We start from the raw sequence: 16,916 nt of genomic DNA, 5'->3' as shown, positions 1-16,916 counted from the left end.
AAGATCAAATTCACAGCCAACTGCTGCCTTATTGCTGATGGCTGTTTTTTTGATCTTGTGATGATTGCGCAATCATCGTCTCGGTCAGATTCAAGCCGAACATCACAACAAGGAAAACAACAGTGATCACTTCAACGAACGAGGCAGCCCGGACCAATGTCCGCTACCTGATCCTGGCGATGATCTTCATCGTCACCGTGTTCAACTATGTCGACCGCGCCACCCTGTCGATCGCCGCACCCGCCATGCGCGCCGACTTGGGTTTCGACGCCGTGACCATGGGTATTGCCTTCTCCGCCTTCGGTTGGGCCTACACCGCGATGCAGCTGCCGGGCGGGGTCATCCTCGACCGCTTCGGTTCGCGCCTGGTGCTGGGCATGAGCCTGATCATCTGGTCGACCTTCACCTTTCTGCAGGGCTTCGTCGACCTGTTCAGCTCGGCGTTTCTCGCGCTGTTCGTATTGCGCTTCATGATGGGCGTCGCCGAGTCACCGGCATTCCCGGCCAACAATCGCCTGACGGTGATGTGGTTCCCGCGGCACGAGCGCGGCCTGGCCACGGCGATTTTCCAGTCGGCGCAGTATTTCGCCCTGGCCGCGTTCACCCCGCTGATGGTGCTGTTGTTGAACAGCTTCGGCTGGCAGCATGTGTTCTTCTGGACCGGCGGGGCAGGCATCCTGATCGGCCTGCTATGGTTCAAGTGCGTGCATGAGCCGCGCCGTGACAAGCGCGTCAATCAGGCCGAACTGGCTTATATCGAGGCCGGTGGCGGCCTGCCCGACATGGGTGACATCAAGACCCCGTTCAGCTGGGCGCGTCTGCGTAGCATTGCCGGCAATCGCATGATGGTCGGCATCTACCTGGGGCAGTTCTGTCTCACCTCGATCACCTGGTTCTTCCTCACCTGGTTCCCCACCTACCTGATCGAGGCCAAGGGCATGACCTTGCTCAAGGTCGGCCTGGTGGCGGCGATTCCGCCGATTGCGGGGTGCTTGGGCGGGATGATCGGCGGGGTCTGGTCGGACTGGATGCTGAAGAAGGGCTTCAGTCTCACCGCCGCACGCAAGACCCCGATCATTTGCGGCCTCTTGCTGTCGAGCAGCATCGTGGTGGCCAACTACACCCAGTCGATCGCGTTGGTGATCCTGGTGATGTCGGTCGCCTTCTTCGCCAAGGGCGCCGGCAACCTGGGCTGGTGCATTGTCGGTGATGTATCGCCCAAGCGCGCTATGGGCATCAGCGGTGCGATGTTCAACTTCTGCGGCAACATCGCCAGCATCGTCACCCCGATTGCCATCGGCCTGCTGGTCACCCAGGGTTCGTTCGACGCCGCGCTGGTCTACGTCGCTGCCATGGGCCTGCTCGGCGCCTTCGCCTACCTGGTCATCGTCGGGCCGCTCAAGCGCCTTGAGGTCGATGGCTTGCAGGACCCACTCACGCCTACCGAATCCACCCCGGCAGTTGCCACCCGCCCGTAGCGCCGAATTGCCAATTCGTCCACCAGGAGAGTTCCATGCTCGCACAAGAACAACAACGTCCATCCGACGACAATGACCGCATCGCTTATGTGAAGGTGTCCTCGGTGTTCCTGCCGCTGGCCAACCCGATCAGCGACGCCAAGGTGCTCACCGGTCGGCAAAAGCCGATGACCGAGATCGCCATTCTGTTTGCCGAGATCGAGACCGAGGATGGCCACAAAGGCCTGGGATTCAGTTACTCCAAACGCGCGGGTGGCCCAGGCCAGTTCGCCCACGCCAAGGAGATCGCCCCGGCCTTGATCGGTGAGAACCCCAGCGATATTGCCAAGCTTTGGACCAAGCTGTGCTGGGCGGGGGCCTCGGTCGGTCGCAGTGGTTTGTCGACCCAGGCCATCGGTGCGTTCGACGTGGCGCTGTGGGACCTCAAGGCCAAGCGCGCCAACCTGTCGCTGGCGCGATTGCTCGGTGCGCAGCGTGATTCGGTGCGTTGCTACAACACCTCGGGCGGTTTCCTGCACACGCCGCTGGAGCAATTGTTGAAGAACACGGACCTGTCCCGCGAGAAAGGGATTGGCGGTATCAAGCTCAAGGTCGGCCAGCCCGATTGTGCGGTCGATTTGCATCGGGTCAGTACGGTGCGCAAACATTTGGGCGACAGCTTCCCGCTGATGGTCGATGCCAACCAGCAATGGGACCGCCCGACTGCCCAGCGCATGTGCCGACGCTTCGAAGAATTCAACCTGGTGTGGATCGAGGAGCCGCTGGACTGCTATGACGCGGAGGGTCATGCGGCCCTGGCCCAGCAGTTCGATACGCCGATCGCCACGGGCGAGATGCTGACCAGCGTGGCCGAGCATGCGGAGTTCATTCGGTTGCGCGGTGCCGACTACCTGATGCCGGATGCGCCGCGGGTGGGTGGTATCACGCCGTATTTGAAAGTGGCAGCGCTGGCCGAGCAGGCGGGCGTGATGCTTGCGCCGCACTTTGCCATGGAGTTGCATGTGCACCTCGCCGCGACCTATCCGACCGAGCCTTGGGTCGAGCATTTCGAGTGGCTGGAGCCGCTGTTCAATGAGCGGCTGGAAACCCGTGATGGGCGGATGCTGGTACCAACCCGGCCGGGGTTGGGGTTGTCGCTGAGTGAGCAGGTCAGGCCTTGGACTGCGCAGGTAGCAGAAACAGGCCGCCGCCCCTGAACGTAGCTGCTCTTGCTCTTGCTCTTGCTCTTGCTTGGCTTTTGCTTCTAAGTGTGCGGTAGTCCAGGCGACGCAAAATGCGACTTCAGGAGGCCGAGCGCAGGTCTTGCGGAGGGAGGTGACGGGCAGGAGCCCGTCAAGCGCTTCGGCCCATGGATGGGCCGTGAGCGCGGTGCTCCCGGGAGCAAGGCCTGCGCTCGGCCTCCTGAAGTCGCATTTTGCGTCGCCTGTACTACCGCGCGCTTAGAAGCGAAAAGCGAAAAGCGACAAGCGACAAGCGACAAGCGAAAAGCGAAAAGCGAAAAGCGAAAAGCACAAGCGAAATGCCTCGCAGGTCTGCGCTCGGTCATTCCCATGCTGTGACTTTTCACCTATTGTCGTCCTTTCCTTTTCCGCGATTGGCAGACCCATGGAGAACGTCATCGTCATCACTGGCGCCAGCCGTGGCATCGGCGCCGCTACTGCGCTGTTGGCCGCTCGGCAGGGCTACCGCATCTGCATCAATTATCACGCCGACGACCAGGCCGCCGACAGCATCCTGGCCCAGGTCCGTGCGCTTGGCGCCGAAGCCATTGCCGTGCGTGCCGACGCCAGTGTCGAAGACGAGGTGGTCCAGCTGTTTCAGCGTGTCGACCAGGAGCTCGGCCCGGTCACCGCGCTGGTCAACAATGCCGGCACCATTGGTCAGCAAAGTCGCGTCGAGGACATGTCGGAGTTTCGCCTGCTCAAGGTGATGAAAACCAATGTCGTCGGCCCGATGCTCTGCGCCAAGCACGCGCTGCTACGCATGGCCCGGCGGCACGGCGGCCAGGGCGGCGCCATCGTCAACGTGTCGTCGGTCGCCGCACGTCTGGGGTCACCCAACGAGTACGTCGACTACGCCGCCTCCAAAGGTGCCCTGGATACCTTCACCCTTGGCCTGGCCAAGGAAGTGGCAGGCGAGGGGGTTCGCGTCAACGGCGTTCGCCCGGGCTACATCCATACCGGCTTTCATGCGCTGTCTGGCGACCCCGACCGCGTGGCCAAGCTTGAACCAGGCCTGCCCATGGGCCGCGGCGGGTACCCTGAAGAAGTCGCAGAGGCGATCCTCTGGCTGCTATCGGACAAAGCTTCGTATTCCACAGGCAGTTTCATCGACCTGGGCGGCGGCCGCTGACCGCTGCCCTCAGGGCAGCGCATCGGCCAGCAGTTGACGCACGCGTTCGGCCAATGCGTCCAGGTCAAACGGCTTGGTCAGGACGCTGGTTCCCTGCAGCAGCTGGCCATCGCTCAATGCCGCGCTTTCGTCGTACCCCGTGATGAACAGCACTTTCAGGTCGGAATAGATAAGGCGGCATTGCTCTGCCAGTTGGCGACCGTTGAGCCCATCGGGGAGGCCGATGTCGCTGAGCAGCAGGTCCGGTCGCTCGCTTTGGCGCAGGTATTTCAAGGCGGCCGGGGCATTCTCGAAGGCCTCGACCTGATAACCCAGCTCTTCCAGGACTTCGCTGACGACCAGGCGCAGGGCCGCCTGATCCTCGACCAACAGAATGCGTTGCCCGCTTGAGCGGCTGCTGTCCATGAGTGTCCGCTTGGGCTGGCGGATTTCTTGCTTGGGCTGTTCGTGGTGCCGTGGAAGGTACAGCTTGACCTGAGTGCCCTCTCCGGGGGTAGAGAACAAACGCAATTGCCCCCCTGACTGACGCACGAAGCCATACGTCATCGAGAGGCCGAGACCTGTGCCCTGGCCCATGGGTTTGGTCGAGAAGAACGGATCGAAAGCCCGCGCCGCTACCTCGGCGGTCATGCCGCAGCCGTTGTCGACCACGCTCAAGAGCACATAGTCCCCGGGGGGAAGCTCCAGAGGCTGCGCGCGTTCACGGTCGAGCACGATGTTCTCGCCCAGGATATCGATCGTGCCGCCGGCTGGCAGCGCGTCGCGGGCATTGATGCACAGGTTGAGCAGGGCGCTTTCCAGTTGCGGCGGGTCGATGAAGGTCGGCCACAGTTCGCCGACGAAACAGCTACGCAACGTTATGGATGGGCCGATGCTTCGGCGGATCAGCTCTTCCATGCCGGTGACCAGTTCCGTGACCTGGGTGGCGAGCGGTTGCAGGGTTTGCTGACGGGAAAACGCCAACAGTCGATGTACCAGCGATGAGGCTCGCTTCGCGCAGGTGCTGGACAATTCCAGCAACGGGTCCAGCTCCTCGTGACGCCCTTGGCCCAGGCGCTGATGCATCAGCTCCTGCGCGTTGAGGATACCGCCCAGCAGGTTGTTGAAGTCGTGGGCGATACCGCCGCTGAGCTGGCCCACAGCCTCCATCTTCTGAGCCTGGCGCAGTGCTTGCTCGGCATGGGCAAGACGCTGCTGATCCTGCACCCGGGCACTGACGTCATAGGCGAACAAGTACGCGCCCTGCACATCCCCCTGCGCGTTGCGCAGAGCGTTGAAGCGCAATTCGAAGTGACGTCGATTCGACTCAGCGCCAAAGGCTTCGGTGATGGTGAAGTGTTCGCCTGCCAGCGCGCGTTGCCACATCGGCAAGATCAGGTAGTAGTCCTGCATATTGGCGCCCATCAGCGCGGGCATATGATCGCCGACGTGTGGCGTGCACCCGTACAAATTGTGAAAGTCCTGCTGCGCCTGGCGATTGACCGCCAGCCAGCGCATGCCTGCATCGATCACATGCACGTTGACCACGCTGTGGTCTACCAGCTCGGCAAACAACCGACGCTCGGCCAGCGCTTCGCTGACGCGTCGTTCCAATTCTTCATTGAGCTGCTGCAAGGCCACTTCGGCTTTGCGCCGTTCAGTCACATCCTTGAACAAGACTGCCACCTGGCGCCGTTCCGCTGGCTCCACGCGAAACGTGGTGACCGACAACACGTGGCCGGTGGCGACCAATTCCTGCTCGAATTGCAGCGGTTCGCCGGTGCGCAGCACTTCGCCGTAGCGTGCCACCCAGCCGTCGGCCTCGTCGGGGACCATTTCCCGCAGCTTCTGCCCGACCACGTTGGGGATCCCGGCGTGCTTGGCGTAGGCCGCGTTGGCGACGATGTGCACATAATCACTCAGTGGGCCGTGCGGGCCATCGAAGAACTCGATGACACAAAAGCCTTCGTCCATGGTGTCGAACAGAAAGCGGAACAGGTCATCACCCACCGCATGTTGATGGGCCAGCGTCGATTCAAGTTCAGCATTGCGCCGTTGCAAGGCGTCGACCTGCTGGCGTAGTTGATGCAATTCGCGGTGGGGCATTGGGGCGTCCGGCACAGAGCAGTTGCCAACTTTAGCCTGCGCGCCCCGGCGGCGGCTAGAACGATCGCACGATGCGCCCGAGGGTTTCCATGGCCCGCTCGGCATCGTTGTGCCAAGGGCTGCCGTAGTTGAGGCGGATGCAGTTACCGAAGCGTCGGGTTGGCGAGAAGATCGGCCCAGGCGCGATGCTTATGCCCTGGGCCAGGGCCATGTGGAACAGCTTCAGCGCATCCATCTGTTCGGGCAGCTCCAGCCACAGGAAGTAACCGCCGGATGGCTGGCTAACCCGAGTCTGTGCCGGGAAATTCTTGGCGATCGCGCCGAGCATATTGGCCTGCTGCCCTTCCAGCGCATAGCGCAGTTTGCGCAAGTGGCGGTCATAGCCGCCGTGTTGCAGATAATCGGCAATAGCAGCCTGGGCCGGCATTGACGCGCACAGCGAGGTCATCAGCTTGAGCCGTTCGATCTTCTGCGCAAAGCGCCCGGCCGCCACCCAGCCGATGCGGTAGCCAGGCGCCAGGCTCTTGGCAAACGAGCCACAGTGCATCACCAGGCCCTGGGTATCGAATGCCTTGGCCGGCTTGGGCGCCTGCTGCGAGTAATACAGTTCGGCGTAGACATCGTCTTCGATCAATGGCACCTGGTGGCGCCTTAGCAGTTCGACCAGCGCCTGCTTCTTGGCTTCGGGCATGCTCGCGCCCACAGGGTTCTGGAAGTTGGTCATGCACCACACGGCCTTGATCGGGTGCTTGTCCAGGTTCTGAGCGAGCGCGGCAAGGTCCATGCCTTCGCGCGGGTGTACCGGGATCTCGACCGCCTTGAGCTTGAGCCGCTCCAGCACCTGCAGGCAGGCGTAAAAGGCAGGCGCTTCGATCGCCACCAGGTCGCCCGGTTCGGTGACCGCTTGCAGGCACAGGTTCAGCGCTTCGAGCGCGCCATTGGTGATCAGCAGTTCTTCCATGGGCAGCATCAGCCCACCGACCATGTAGCGCAGGGCGATCTGCCGGCGCAGCTGCGGGTTGCCTGGCGAAAGGTCGGTGACCACCATGCGTGGGTCCATCGCCCGGCTGGCGCTGGCCAGGGAGCGGGACAGGCGCTGCAATGGGAACAGTTCGGGACTGGGGAAGGCCGAGCCGAACGGCACAGTGTTCGGGTCCTTGATCGATTCGAGGATGGAAAACACCAGAGCGCTGACATCCACGTCAGTCGATTCGCTCAGTGGTTCCAGCGGTTGCGGTTCACTGAACTGACGCGGCGCATGGGCATTGACGAAGTAGCCCGAACGCGGACGTGCGCGGATCAGCCCGCGGCGTTCGAGCAGGTAATAGGCCTGGAACACTGTCGACGGGCTGACCCCGTGGGTCTGGCTGGCGTAGCGCACCGAAGGCACGCGCTGGCCGGGGCCGAGCACCCCGGAGCGGATCAGTTCGGCAATGTCGTCGGCAAAGCGTTCGTAACGTTTCATGAGGGCTCGGCAAGCAAGGTGAACAGTGAGTGTAAGGGATCAGCGGTTGACCGGCGCCACGAAACGGCTGCGGGCCACACTGCGGATGGCCGGCTGATCGCTGTCCTGGATTTCGAAGGCCAACTCCTGCGAGCTGCTGGCCGGACGCTCGGCCAGCAGGGCGACCGACACCGGCAATTCGCTCATCTCACCGGCGAGGATGACGAATTCGGTCTTGCCGTGCAGTGCGAAGCCATCGGCATCCAGCAGACGCAAGTGGTAACGCTGGCTGTGCTCGGTCTTGTTGATGACCTTGAGCAGATAGATGTTCTCGATCTGGCCCAGGGCGTTCTCGCGGAACAGGCCACGGTCCTTGATCACGTCCAGCGACACCATGGGGCGCAACTGCAGGGCGGCCATCAGGGCGCCGATCATCACCAGCAAGGCGACGGCATAGCCCAACAGGCGCGGGCGCAGCCAGTGGGTGGTGCCGCCTTGCAGGCTGTGTTCGGACTTGTAGCCGATCAGGCCGCGAGGGTAGCCCATCTTGTCCATGACGTTGTCACAGGCATCGATGCAGGCGGCGCAGCCGATGCAGGCCATCTGCAGGCCTTGGCGAATGTCGATGCCGGTCGGGCAGACCTGCACGCACAGGGTGCAGTCGATGCAATCACCCAAACCCTGTGCGTGGGCGTCGCTGCCTTTCTTGCGCGGGCCGCGTGCTTCGCCGCGGCGCGGGTCGTAGGCCACGGCCAGGGTGTCCTTGTCGAACATCACGCTCTGGAAGCGCGCATAGGGGCACATGTGCAGGCACACCGCTTCGCGCAGAAAGCCGGCGTTGATGTAGGTGGCGGCGGCGAAGAACACCACCCAGAACAGCGCCACGCCGCCCAGTTGCAGGCTGAACAGTTCCTGGGCAAGTGGGCGGATGGGCGTGAAGTAGCCGACAAAGGTCAGCCCGGTGAGCACACCGATGACCAGCCAAAGGCTGTGCTTGAGCGAGCGGCGTGCCAGCTTGCGCAGGCTCCAGGGGGCGGCGGCGAGTTTGATGCGTTGGTTGCGGTCGCCTTCGGTGACTTTCTCGCACCACATGAACAGCCAGGTCCACACGCTTTGCGGGCAACTGTAGCCGCACCAGACACGGCCGGCATACACGGTAATGGCGAACAGGCCGAAGGCGCAGATGATCAACAGCGCCGACAACAGGATGAAGTCCTGCGGCCAGAACGTGGCGCCGAAGATATGGAATTTGCTGCTGGACAGGTCCCACAGCACCGCCTGGCGCCCGTTCCAGTTCAGCCAGGCGGTGCCGAAGAACAGCACGAACAGCAGGCCGGCAAAGCCAATGCGCAGGTTACGGTAGAGGCCGGTGAAACTGCGAGTATGAATGCCGCTGGCGGCGGGCCGCCGTGGGGCGGCCAGTTCGATAAGGTCGATTCTGTCGTTCATGGCTACGGTGCTCATCAGGCCTGAATCAGGCATCAGCACTATGGCCCCCAAGCTGTTTTCAGCACAGGCTCAGGTTTGACGTTAAAAACCGTATCAGATTGCCGGCAATTGTCCGCCGAGCCTCAGATTACCGAGCCTGGAACGCTGGCCTTCAGATGCCTGCGGCTATCTACCGCACCTGCCACCGTCAAGGCGTCTGCTTCTGTTTCGGTGATTGGCACGCGCTGGCCGGCCAGCAGCGCCACGGACATGTGCAGTTGCTCATCGGTAATGATCTCGATGTCCGGACCTTCGCCTTCGATGCGCAGGTCTTCGCCGATGAGGGTGCAGCGGCGGGTGCTTTCTTCGATTTCGACGGGCATGGGGTGATCCTCCGGGGGTGCGATTACAGGTGTGACCGCTGGCGGCCCAACGTGATTCCATGATTCCGCTGGGCGGGCACTTTGCCGGAAGTGCGCAGGTCAACCTATTGAGAAGCCGACAATGAGAACACGTGCATGGACCTCATCTGGCAAACCCTCCAGGCAGAATTTGCCGACATCACCGACGCTCAGGAAGTCGTGCGCATCGTTCTGCGACTGTTGATGGCAGCGATCCTGGGCGCAGTGCTGGGTTTCGAGCGCGAACACAAGGGTAAGTCCGCCGGTGTGCGCACGCACATGCTGGTGTCGATGGGCGCTGCGTTGTTCGTGCTGGCGCCCAGCATGGCGGGGGCCGATGAGCAGGCGTTGAGCCGAGTGATTCAGGGTATCGTCGCCGGCATCGGTTTTCTCGGTGCGGGCACTATCCTCAAAGGTAACGGACAGGACACCAGCCATGTCAAAGGCCTGACCACCGCCGCCGGCTTGTGGATGACGGCTGCGATAGGCACCGCTGCAGGCATGGGGCGTGAGGCCACGGCACTGATCAGCACGCTGCTGGCGTTGCTGGTGCTGGCGACGATGCCGTTGGTGGTGGATAAGGTCGAGGGGGCGAATGAGGAGAAACAGCAAGAGGAGGAGGGCAGGAAGCACTGAGGGGAGCCGAAGCTCCCCTCAAAGCGTTGTTGCCTGCTCTTTTCTTATTATTGAGACGGGCCTTTTGTTGTTTTTGTAGGCCTGCTTTGGTGTTGCGAGCGACCCCCATCCGGGGTCAAGGGCAAACGTATTTTTTTGAGCGCTGACCCTGCTTTCATCCAGAGGATCCGATGCTGACGGCCGCTACCTTGAGGTAGTTTTATTGTTTTGTGCCAGATCGCGGGGCGAACCCCTGAAAAACCTGTCTACTCCAAAAAAATCTGCTTGCTGCGCCTCTGCCGTGTTGTTCTTGTTATGTCAGAGCCGTTATCTGTTGTTTTTATTGAGTGTCACGATTTTTGTTGTTCTTGTACCAAAGATATAGCAGGTGCCGTGCCAACTTTTTCAAACCCTTTAAAATCAATGGTTTAGCTTCATGGGAGAAAATCGGAAGGCCGGTTTTTTTGCCGATTTGTTTCCCTGTTACCCGATTTTTTGCTGATAACTGTGGGGGCGGTAACACACCGCCCACACTCCTGTGACAACCGTGTGAATCTCAGTGCGCGCTGCGTGCGCGTGCCACACGCGAACCGTTGGCCCGGCCCAGCACGTTGCTGATGCGCTGCCCTGCAGCGATCAGCCGGTCGAGGTCGATGCCGGTTTCAATCCCCAGCCCTTGCAACAGGTACACCACATCTTCACTGGCGATGTTGCCCGTGGCGCCTTTGGCATAGGGGCAGCCCCCAAGGCCGGCCACCGAGCTGTCGAATACACTGATGCCTTCGAGCAGGCTTGCGTACACATTGGCCAGCGCCTGGCCATAGGTGTCGTGGAAGTGGCCGGCCAATTGCTCGCGCGGGACCACGGCCGAAACCACTTCGAACAGCCGGCGGGTATCTCCGGCCGTACCGGAGCCGATGGTGTCGCCCAGCGAAACTTCGTAGCAGCCCATCTCATGCAGGGCCTTGGCCACCGGGGCGACCTGTTCGGCACTGACCTTGCCCTCATACGGGCAGCCCAGCACGCAGGAAACGTACCCGCGCACCCGCACACCGTGGCTGCGCGCCGCCTCCATGATCGGCTCGAAGCGCATCAGGCTGTCACTGATCGAGCAATTGATGTTGCGCTGGGAGAACGCCTCGGAGGCGGCGGCGAACACGGCCACTTCCTTTACCCCAGCGGCCAGGGCGTCCTCGAAGCCACGCAGGTTAGGTGCCAGGGCCGCGTAGGTCACGCCTGGGCGTTGCTGAATGCCGGCGAACACCTCGGCTGAGCCGGCCATCTGCGGCACCCACTTGGGCGAAACGAAGCTGCCGACTTCGATGTAGGCCAGGCCGGCGTCGGTCAGGTCGTCGACCAGCCGCACCTTGTCGGCGACGCTGATGGGCTGGGCTTCGTTCTGCAGGCCGTCGCGGGGGCCGACTTCGACCAGGCGGACTTTTTCGGGCAAAGGCATGGCGGGGTTCCTGTGGCGGATCAACGGTTGTCGTTATGGTTCAAGGTCGCGGCCAGGGCTTGTTCGCAGCGTTCCTGGGCGGTGTCCAGTTCCAGTTGCATCTGGTGGATGTCGAGCATCTGCTGTTCGAGCTGGGCGCGGCGCTCGGCGATCTTCGCCAGCATGCTGTTGAGCTGTTTGAGGTTGCCGCTGGTGGGGTCGTACAGCTCGATCAGTTCGCGGCATTCGGCCAGCGAGAAACCGATGCGCTTGCCGCGCAGGATCAGCTTCAGGCTGACCTTGTCGCGTGCCGAGTAGATACGCTCCAGGCCGCGGCGTTCAGGGCTGAGCAGGCCCTGCTCTTCATAGAAACGAATGGCGCGGGTGGTGATGTCCAGCTCGCGGGACAAGTCGGAAATGCTGTAGGTCTGGCTGCTCATGCTTGGGCTCGGCGTAAGGTATGGCGGTATCCTGAATGCAGGTTTACGTATACGTCAAGCAGCGTGGCGACACTCGCCCATCAGTCAGGCTGGACCGAGCGCCTATAGCCATTGGGCGTCTGCCCGCTCAAGCGCTTGAAGAACCGCGCAAAATAAGTGGGGTCACTGAACCCCAGGCTATCGGACAATTGCCCGATGCTCATGCGCGTGTAGATCAGGTTGCGCCGGGCCTCCAGCAGCAGCCGCTGGTGCACCACCTGCAGCGCGGTCTGCCCGCTCAACGCGCGGCACAACTGGTTGAGTTGCAGACTCTGGATGTTCAGTCGCGCAGCGAAATCCTCGACAGACAAATGCTCACGGAAATGCGCTTCGACCAGGCGCAGGTACTGCCCGAGCAACTGGCGGTCACGTTCGTCGCGGTTGCGCGGCGTCTGGCCCAGTTGCTGGCGGCGGCTGATCCACACCATCAGCGCGGTCACCAGGGCTTCGAGCAGTGTCGACCTTGCAGGCGCATGGCCCTGGTATTCCTGTTGCAGGGTCTCGATCAGTTGGCGCAGGCGCAGGCGGTCCTTGCCCAGCGAGTAGCATGCAGGCCGGGTCAATACACTCAGTGGTGCGCCCAGGCGCTGCTCCAGGCCAGCCACCAGCGCTGTGCCGAAGGTGAGTACATGCCCCTGGATATCGGCGCTGAAGCGAAAGCCATGCACCGTTAGCGGCGGCACCACCTGGATGGCTGCTTCGTTGATGGTGCTGTGTGCCCCCTCTATCTCTACCTCGGCCTGGCCACGTTGCACATACAGCAACTGAAACAGCTCGGCGTGCTGGTGCGGCTTGATCTCCCAATGGTGCAGGCGACTGCGCGCCGGGATTGACTCGCAGTGCAGCAGGTCGGTGCCGGGCCAGGCCTGGTTTTCGCCGTACAGCTGGAACAATGGAACGCCGGGAAGGGTGGATTTCATGCTGTCACGCCTGTTCGTTAACCGAACGATTTTTGTAAAAGTGCAGGTTTTGCATGGGATAGCACACTTATTTGGCCGCTGCAGCCCGTAAAAATGCAAGTGCAAACCCTACAAGCACGAGACAACAACAATGAAAACTCAGGTTGCAATCATCGGCGCAGGCCCGTCTGGACTGCTGCTCGGTCAATTGCTGTACAAGGCAGGCATCGATACCGTCATTCTTGAACGCCAAACCCCGGAATATGTGCTCGGCCGCATCCGTGCCGGCGTGCTTGAGCAGGGTACCGTCGACCTGCTGCACGAGGCCGGTGTCGCCGAACGCATGGACCGCGAAGGGCTGGTCCACGAAGGCGTCGAGCTGCTGGTCGGTGGCCGCCGCCAGCGCCTGGACCTCAAGGGTCTGACCGGCGGCAAGACCGTGATGGTCTACGGTCAGACCGAAGTCACCCGTGACCTGATGCAGGCGCGCGAGGCCAGCGGGGCACCGATCATCTACGCCGCCAGCAATGTTCAGCCGCACGAACTCAAGGGCGAACGGCCATACGTCACGTTCGAGAAGGACGGGCAGATCCATCGTCTGGACTGCGACTACATCGCCGGTTGCGACGGTTTTCACGGCGTCTCCCGGCAGAGCATTCCCGAAGGCGTGCTCAAGCATTACGAGCGCGTCTATCCCTTTGGCTGGCTTGGGCTGTTGTCCGATACCCCGCCGGTCAACCATGAACTGATCTATGCCCACCATGAGCGGGGCTTCGTGCTGTGCAGCCAGCGTTCGCAGACGCGTAGCCGGTACTACCTGCAAGTGCCGCTGACGGAGCGGGTTGAGGACTGGTCCGACGCGCGTTTTTGGGATGAGCTCAAGGCCCGCCTGCCTCAGGACGTGGCGGCGCGGCTGGTCACCGGCCCGGCGCTGGAAAAAAGCATCGCCCCACTGCGTAGCCAGGTGGTCGAGCCGATGCAGTATGGCAACCTGTTCCTGGTCGGCGATGCCGCGCACATCGTTCCGCCCACCGGCGCCAAGGGCCTCAATCTGGCGGCTTCGGACGTCAATTACCTGTACCGGATTCTGCTCAAGGTCTACCGCGAAGGGCGTACCGACCTGCTGCAGCAGTACTCACCGCTGGCACTGCGCCGGGTGTGGAAAGGCGAGCGGTTCAGCTGGTTCATGACTCAATTGCTGCATGATTTTGGTGAGCACAAAGATGCCTGGGATCAGAAGATGCAGGAGGCGGATCGAGAGTATTTCCTGTCGTCCGAGGCGGGGTTGGTGAACATTGCCGAGAATTATGTGGGGTTGCCGTTTGATGAGGTGGCTTAGTACGCCGACAGGTTTGCAGCGCCCTTGAGATCGAGCGCCGCCCGCGCGGCGTATCGCGGATGAATCCGCTCCTACTATCTACCTCCGGCCAGTTTTGTCAGTGACATCTTCACTGCCAGCCTTGATGCTTGGCCGGAGGTAAACCGTAGGAGCGGATTCATCCGCGATGCGCCGCGCGGGCGGCGCTCGATCTAGAAAGCGCCGAAAACGTCACGGCATGCACTTCGAAAGGACACAACCTATGCATTTCCCAACACACCTGATTGGTGCCCTGTGCCTTGCCGCCGCTCAATGCGCCCAGGCCGACCAAGTCCTACCCGCACCACCGGAGCTCCAATCCGGCTACCGCACCGCCCTGCAACCGGTGCACGCCACCCAGCACATGGCCGCCGCCGCCAACCCCCTGGCCAGCGAGGCCGGCCGAGCAATGCTGCGCGCCGGCGGCAGTGCCATCGATGCGGCCATCGCCATGCAGATGGTCCTCACCCTGGTCGAGCCGCAATCCAGCGGCATCGGTGGCGGGGCATTCATTCTCTACTGGGACGGCAAGCGCGTGCAGGCATTCGACGGCCGCGAAACCGCACCGGCAACCGTTACGCAAACGCTGTTCCTGCAAGCGGACGGCACCCCGATGCCGTTCCGGGACGCGCAGATCGGCGGCCGTTCGGTTGGTGTGCCCGGTGTGCTACGGGCGCTGAAACTGGCGCACGACCAGCACGGCAAGCTGCCCTGGCGCGACCTGTTCGCTCCAGCCATCACCTTGGCACGCAATGGCTTTCCGGTTTCCCAACGCCTCAATACCTTGGTGGCAGGCGACCCTTTCATTGCACGTTCACCGGCCATGGCCAAGTACTTTCTGGATGCGCAGGGTCGCCCCCTGCCGGTAGGAACGCTGCTGCGCAATCCCGACCTCGCGCAGACCTTCGAGCGTATTGCCGATGAAGGCGTCGATGCGTTCTACACCGGCGAGATCGCCGAAGCGATCGTTGCCAACGTGCGCACCCATGCCAATGCCGGCCACCTTTCCCTGAACGACTTGCGCCAGTACCAGGCCAAGGAACGCACCCCCGTGTGCGGCCCTTACAAAGCCTGGCAGATCTGCGGCATGCCGCCGCCGTCTTCGGGCGGGGTGACGGTGCTACAGACCCTGGGCATCCTCGACGCACTGCACCGCGCCAACCCGCAACGCGATCTGGCAAGCCTGCCCCCTCGCGCCACGTCGTCGGTGGCAGGCCTTGAACCTGCCCCACTGGCCGTCCACCTGATCGCTGAAGCCGAACGGCTGGCCTACGCCGACCGTGCCCAGTATCTGGCCGACAGCGACTATGTGCCGGTCCCACTCAGGGCGTTGACCGACCCTGCTTACCTGGCCGGGCGCGCCGCACAGATCGGCGACTTCAGCATGAAATATGCGCGCCCGGGCAAACCCGAAGGCGCGGACCTGGCCATGGCGCCGGACCGCTCGCCGTTGCGCATTTCCACCTCGCACCTCAGCGCCGTCGACGACCGCGGCCAGGCGCTGGCCATGACCACCTCGGTGGAGGCCGCGTTCGGCTCGCACCTTATGGTGAAAGGCTTTCTGCTGAACAACCACCTGACCGACTTCTCCTTCATCCCACAGGAAAACGGCAAGCCGGTGGCCAACCGTGTCGAACCCGGCAAGCGCCCACTGTCCGCCATGGCACCGACCTTGGTATTTGCCCGCGACTCCGGCGAGCTGGTGGCCAGTCTCGGATCACCCGGCGGCTCGCAGATCATCGGCTACGTGAACAAGGCACTGATCGGCCTGCTGGACTGGCAACTTAACCCGCAGCAGGCCAGCAACCTGCCGAATTTCGGCAGCCGCAATGCCGGTACAGAAGTGGAGGCCGACCTGACCAGCCCCGCGCTGATCCGCCAACTGGCAACCTGGGGGCACGAGGTCACACCCATGGTCATGACCAGTGGCATGCAGATCATACAGCGCACCGCCGAAGGCTGGTCGGGTGGCGCCGACCCACGTCGTGAAGGCGTGGCGCTTGGCGATTAGCCGTGGTAGAAGTCAGGGCTTGCCATTCAGTAGTTGAATACAAAGATGTCCATCAGCGTTAAATCGAATAGAGCCCTGTTCGACCTCGACCTGCTGCGCGCGATCGTCGTCGTGGCCGATTGCGGCAGCTTTACCACCGCCGCCGCACGGTTGCACTCGACCCAGTCGACCATCAGCCAGAAAGTCCGTCGCCTCGAAGAGATGGTCGGCCACCGCCTGCTGGTGCGCGGCAACCGCGACGTGCTGCCGACCGACGCCGGGCAGACGTTGCTCGGCTATGCCCGGCACATGCTGGCGTTGAACGACCAGATGCTCGAAGCGCTGGCGGGCGCCATGGTCGGGGTCACGGTGCGCCTGGGCGTGCCCGAGGATTTCGTCGGCGGGCGCACCACCAACGCGCTGTCGGCGTTCAGCCGGCTGCATCCACAGGTCAAGCTGGAAGTCACCAGCGGCCTGTGCCGCGACCTCAGCCAGGCCTACGACAACGGTGAACTCGACCTGGTTTTGCTCAAGCAGCGGCGCAACACCCGCGAGGGCGTTGCCTGTTGGCCCGAGCGCCTGCAATGGATCGACAGCGCGCGGATGCCGTCTTTCGAGCTAGACCCTATCCCGCTGGTAACTTTCCCGCCACGCGGGCTGTACCGCGAAGACATGATCAGTGCCATCGAACGCATGGGCCGGCGTTGGCGGATCAGCTTTACCAGCTCCAGCCTCAGCGGCATCCAGGCGGCAGTGGCCGACGGCATGGGCATCAGCCTGTTGCCGCCACGGGCGGCAACCGCTGAGCATCGGGTAATGGGAGAGGGGCAGGGATTGCCTGAGGTGGACAGTTACGAGATCGTCATCGTCCATCGGCCAACCGCGGATGTGATGGTCAAGGCGTTGGCCGAGGTGATGACGGAGCTGCTGGCCGGTGGCGGGATCTGACTACA

At 62.5% G+C, this 16,916-nt stretch carries 14 protein-coding genes; 7 read left to right on the top strand and 7 right to left on the bottom strand.

Annotation, left to right across the window (positions count from 1 at the left end; translation table 11 throughout):
* Positions 1–122 precede the first annotated feature (122 nt).
* The 3 genes from ACIQUF_RS06445 (at position 123) to ACIQUF_RS06435 (ending at position 3,830) form a co-directional block, all read left to right on the top strand.
* Positions 123–1,478 carry an MFS transporter gene (locus tag ACIQUF_RS06445; RefSeq protein ID WP_403129581.1) on the top strand — a complete coding sequence of 452 codons (1,356 nt, stop codon included), beginning with the start codon at positions 123–125 and terminating at the stop codon, positions 1,476–1,478.
* 35 nt (positions 1,479–1,513) lie between these two features.
* Complete coding sequence (locus tag ACIQUF_RS06440; protein WP_403129578.1) at positions 1,514–2,674, top strand: mandelate racemase/muconate lactonizing enzyme family protein; 1,161 nt, start codon at positions 1,514–1,516, stop codon at positions 2,672–2,674.
* A 409-nt stretch (positions 2,675–3,083) separates the two neighbouring features.
* Positions 3,084–3,830 (top strand): SDR family oxidoreductase, encoded by a 747-nt coding sequence (locus ACIQUF_RS06435; RefSeq protein WP_403129577.1) that lies wholly within the window; start codon positions 3,084–3,086, stop codon positions 3,828–3,830.
* A gap of 9 nt (positions 3,831–3,839) precedes the next feature.
* Here ACIQUF_RS06435 and ACIQUF_RS06430 read toward each other — a convergent pair whose 3' ends face one another.
* From ACIQUF_RS06430 to ACIQUF_RS06415, 4 genes are all read right to left on the bottom strand, one after another.
* Positions 3,840–5,915 carry a PAS domain-containing protein gene (locus ACIQUF_RS06430; RefSeq protein WP_403129575.1) on the bottom strand — a complete coding sequence of 692 codons (2,076 nt, stop codon included), beginning with the start codon at positions 5,913–5,915 and terminating at the stop codon, positions 3,840–3,842.
* A 55-nt stretch (positions 5,916–5,970) separates the two neighbouring features.
* Positions 5,971–7,380, bottom strand: coding sequence for a GntR family transcriptional regulator MpaR (gene mapR, locus ACIQUF_RS06425; protein WP_403129573.1), 1,410 nt, complete (start codon positions 7,378–7,380; stop codon positions 5,971–5,973).
* A 39-nt stretch (positions 7,381–7,419) separates the two neighbouring features.
* The gene (gene ccoG, locus ACIQUF_RS06420; RefSeq protein ID WP_403129571.1) at positions 7,420–8,808 is read right to left on the bottom strand and encodes a cytochrome c oxidase accessory protein CcoG; all 1,389 of its coding nucleotides are present in this window, start codon (positions 8,806–8,808) and stop codon (positions 7,420–7,422) included.
* A 122-nt stretch (positions 8,809–8,930) separates the two neighbouring features.
* On the bottom strand, positions 8,931–9,170 hold the full coding sequence (locus ACIQUF_RS06415) for a DUF3203 family protein (protein WP_400804589.1): 240 nt from the start codon (positions 9,168–9,170) through the stop codon (positions 8,931–8,933).
* 135 nt (positions 9,171–9,305) lie between these two features.
* Between ACIQUF_RS06415 and ACIQUF_RS06410 the strand changes: the two genes are divergently transcribed.
* Positions 9,306–9,824 carry an MgtC/SapB family protein gene (locus tag ACIQUF_RS06410; RefSeq protein ID WP_403129569.1) on the top strand — a complete coding sequence of 173 codons (519 nt, stop codon included), beginning with the start codon at positions 9,306–9,308 and terminating at the stop codon, positions 9,822–9,824.
* Between the two features lie 535 nt (positions 9,825–10,359).
* On the opposite strand, the gene ACIQUF_RS06405 is transcribed toward ACIQUF_RS06410, so the two are convergent.
* The 3 genes from ACIQUF_RS06405 to ACIQUF_RS06395 all read right to left on the bottom strand — a co-directional run bounded on the left by ACIQUF_RS06405 (position 10,360) and on the right by ACIQUF_RS06395 (position 12,637).
* Positions 10,360–11,259 carry a hydroxymethylglutaryl-CoA lyase gene (locus tag ACIQUF_RS06405; protein WP_403129567.1) on the bottom strand — a complete coding sequence of 300 codons (900 nt, stop codon included), beginning with the start codon at positions 11,257–11,259 and terminating at the stop codon, positions 10,360–10,362.
* Positions 11,260–11,279: 20 nt separating this feature from the next.
* Entirely contained in the window at positions 11,280–11,678 is a 399-nt protein-coding gene (locus ACIQUF_RS06400; RefSeq protein WP_400804595.1) for a MerR family DNA-binding transcriptional regulator, read from the bottom strand.
* Between the two features lie 80 nt (positions 11,679–11,758).
* Positions 11,759–12,637: a helix-turn-helix domain-containing protein gene (locus ACIQUF_RS06395; protein WP_403129566.1), complete on the bottom strand. Its 879-nt coding sequence runs from the start codon at positions 12,635–12,637 to the stop codon at positions 11,759–11,761.
* 130 nt (positions 12,638–12,767) lie between these two features.
* On the opposite strand from ACIQUF_RS06395, the gene pobA reads away from it, so the two are divergent.
* The 3 genes from pobA to ACIQUF_RS06380 all read left to right on the top strand — a co-directional run bounded on the left by pobA (position 12,768) and on the right by ACIQUF_RS06380 (position 16,911).
* Positions 12,768–13,955, top strand: coding sequence for a 4-hydroxybenzoate 3-monooxygenase (gene pobA / locus ACIQUF_RS06390; protein ID WP_403129564.1), 1,188 nt, complete (start codon positions 12,768–12,770; stop codon positions 13,953–13,955).
* Positions 13,956–14,196: 241 nt separating this feature from the next.
* Positions 14,197–15,984: a gamma-glutamyltransferase gene (ggt, locus tag ACIQUF_RS06385; protein WP_403129562.1), complete on the top strand. Its 1,788-nt coding sequence runs from the start codon at positions 14,197–14,199 to the stop codon at positions 15,982–15,984.
* Positions 15,985–16,029: 45 nt separating this feature from the next.
* Positions 16,030–16,911, top strand: a complete 882-nt coding sequence (locus ACIQUF_RS06380) for a LysR substrate-binding domain-containing protein (RefSeq protein ID WP_403129561.1) — start codon at positions 16,030–16,032, stop codon at positions 16,909–16,911.
* Positions 16,912–16,916 lie beyond the last annotated feature (5 nt).

The sequence above is a fragment of the Pseudomonas sp. NPDC090233 genome (assembly GCF_044772285.1).
Taxonomy (GTDB): domain Bacteria; phylum Pseudomonadota; class Gammaproteobacteria; order Pseudomonadales; family Pseudomonadaceae; genus Aquipseudomonas.
This window is presented reverse-complemented; position numbering and strand designations above follow the sequence as displayed.

Coding starts and splice junctions, on each gene's coding strand:
- mapR (WP_403129573.1), bottom strand. CDS start 7,380: ATGAAACGTTACGAACGCTTTGCCGACGACATTGCCGAACTGATCCGC.
- ACIQUF_RS06405 (WP_403129567.1), bottom strand. CDS start 11,259: ATGCCTTTGCCCGAAAAAGTCCGCCTGGTCGAAGTCGGCCCCCGCGAC.
- ACIQUF_RS06440 (WP_403129578.1), top strand. CDS start 1,514: ATGCTCGCACAAGAACAACAACGTCCATCCGACGACAATGACCGCATC.
- pobA (WP_403129564.1), top strand. CDS start 12,768: ATGAAAACTCAGGTTGCAATCATCGGCGCAGGCCCGTCTGGACTGCTG.
- ACIQUF_RS06380 (WP_403129561.1), top strand. CDS start 16,030: ATGTCCATCAGCGTTAAATCGAATAGAGCCCTGTTCGACCTCGACCTG.
- ACIQUF_RS06400 (WP_400804595.1), bottom strand. CDS start 11,678: ATGAGCAGCCAGACCTACAGCATTTCCGACTTGTCCCGCGAGCTGGAC.
- ggt (WP_403129562.1), top strand. CDS start 14,197: ATGCATTTCCCAACACACCTGATTGGTGCCCTGTGCCTTGCCGCCGCT.
- ACIQUF_RS06430 (WP_403129575.1), bottom strand. CDS start 5,915: ATGCCCCACCGCGAATTGCATCAACTACGCCAGCAGGTCGACGCCTTG.
- ccoG (WP_403129571.1), bottom strand. CDS start 8,808: ATGAACGACAGAATCGACCTTATCGAACTGGCCGCCCCACGGCGGCCC.
- ACIQUF_RS06395 (WP_403129566.1), bottom strand. CDS start 12,637: ATGAAATCCACCCTTCCCGGCGTTCCATTGTTCCAGCTGTACGGCGAA.
- ACIQUF_RS06410 (WP_403129569.1), top strand. CDS start 9,306: ATGGACCTCATCTGGCAAACCCTCCAGGCAGAATTTGCCGACATCACC.
- ACIQUF_RS06435 (WP_403129577.1), top strand. CDS start 3,084: ATGGAGAACGTCATCGTCATCACTGGCGCCAGCCGTGGCATCGGCGCC.
- ACIQUF_RS06415 (WP_400804589.1), bottom strand. CDS start 9,170: ATGCCCGTCGAAATCGAAGAAAGCACCCGCCGCTGCACCCTCATCGGC.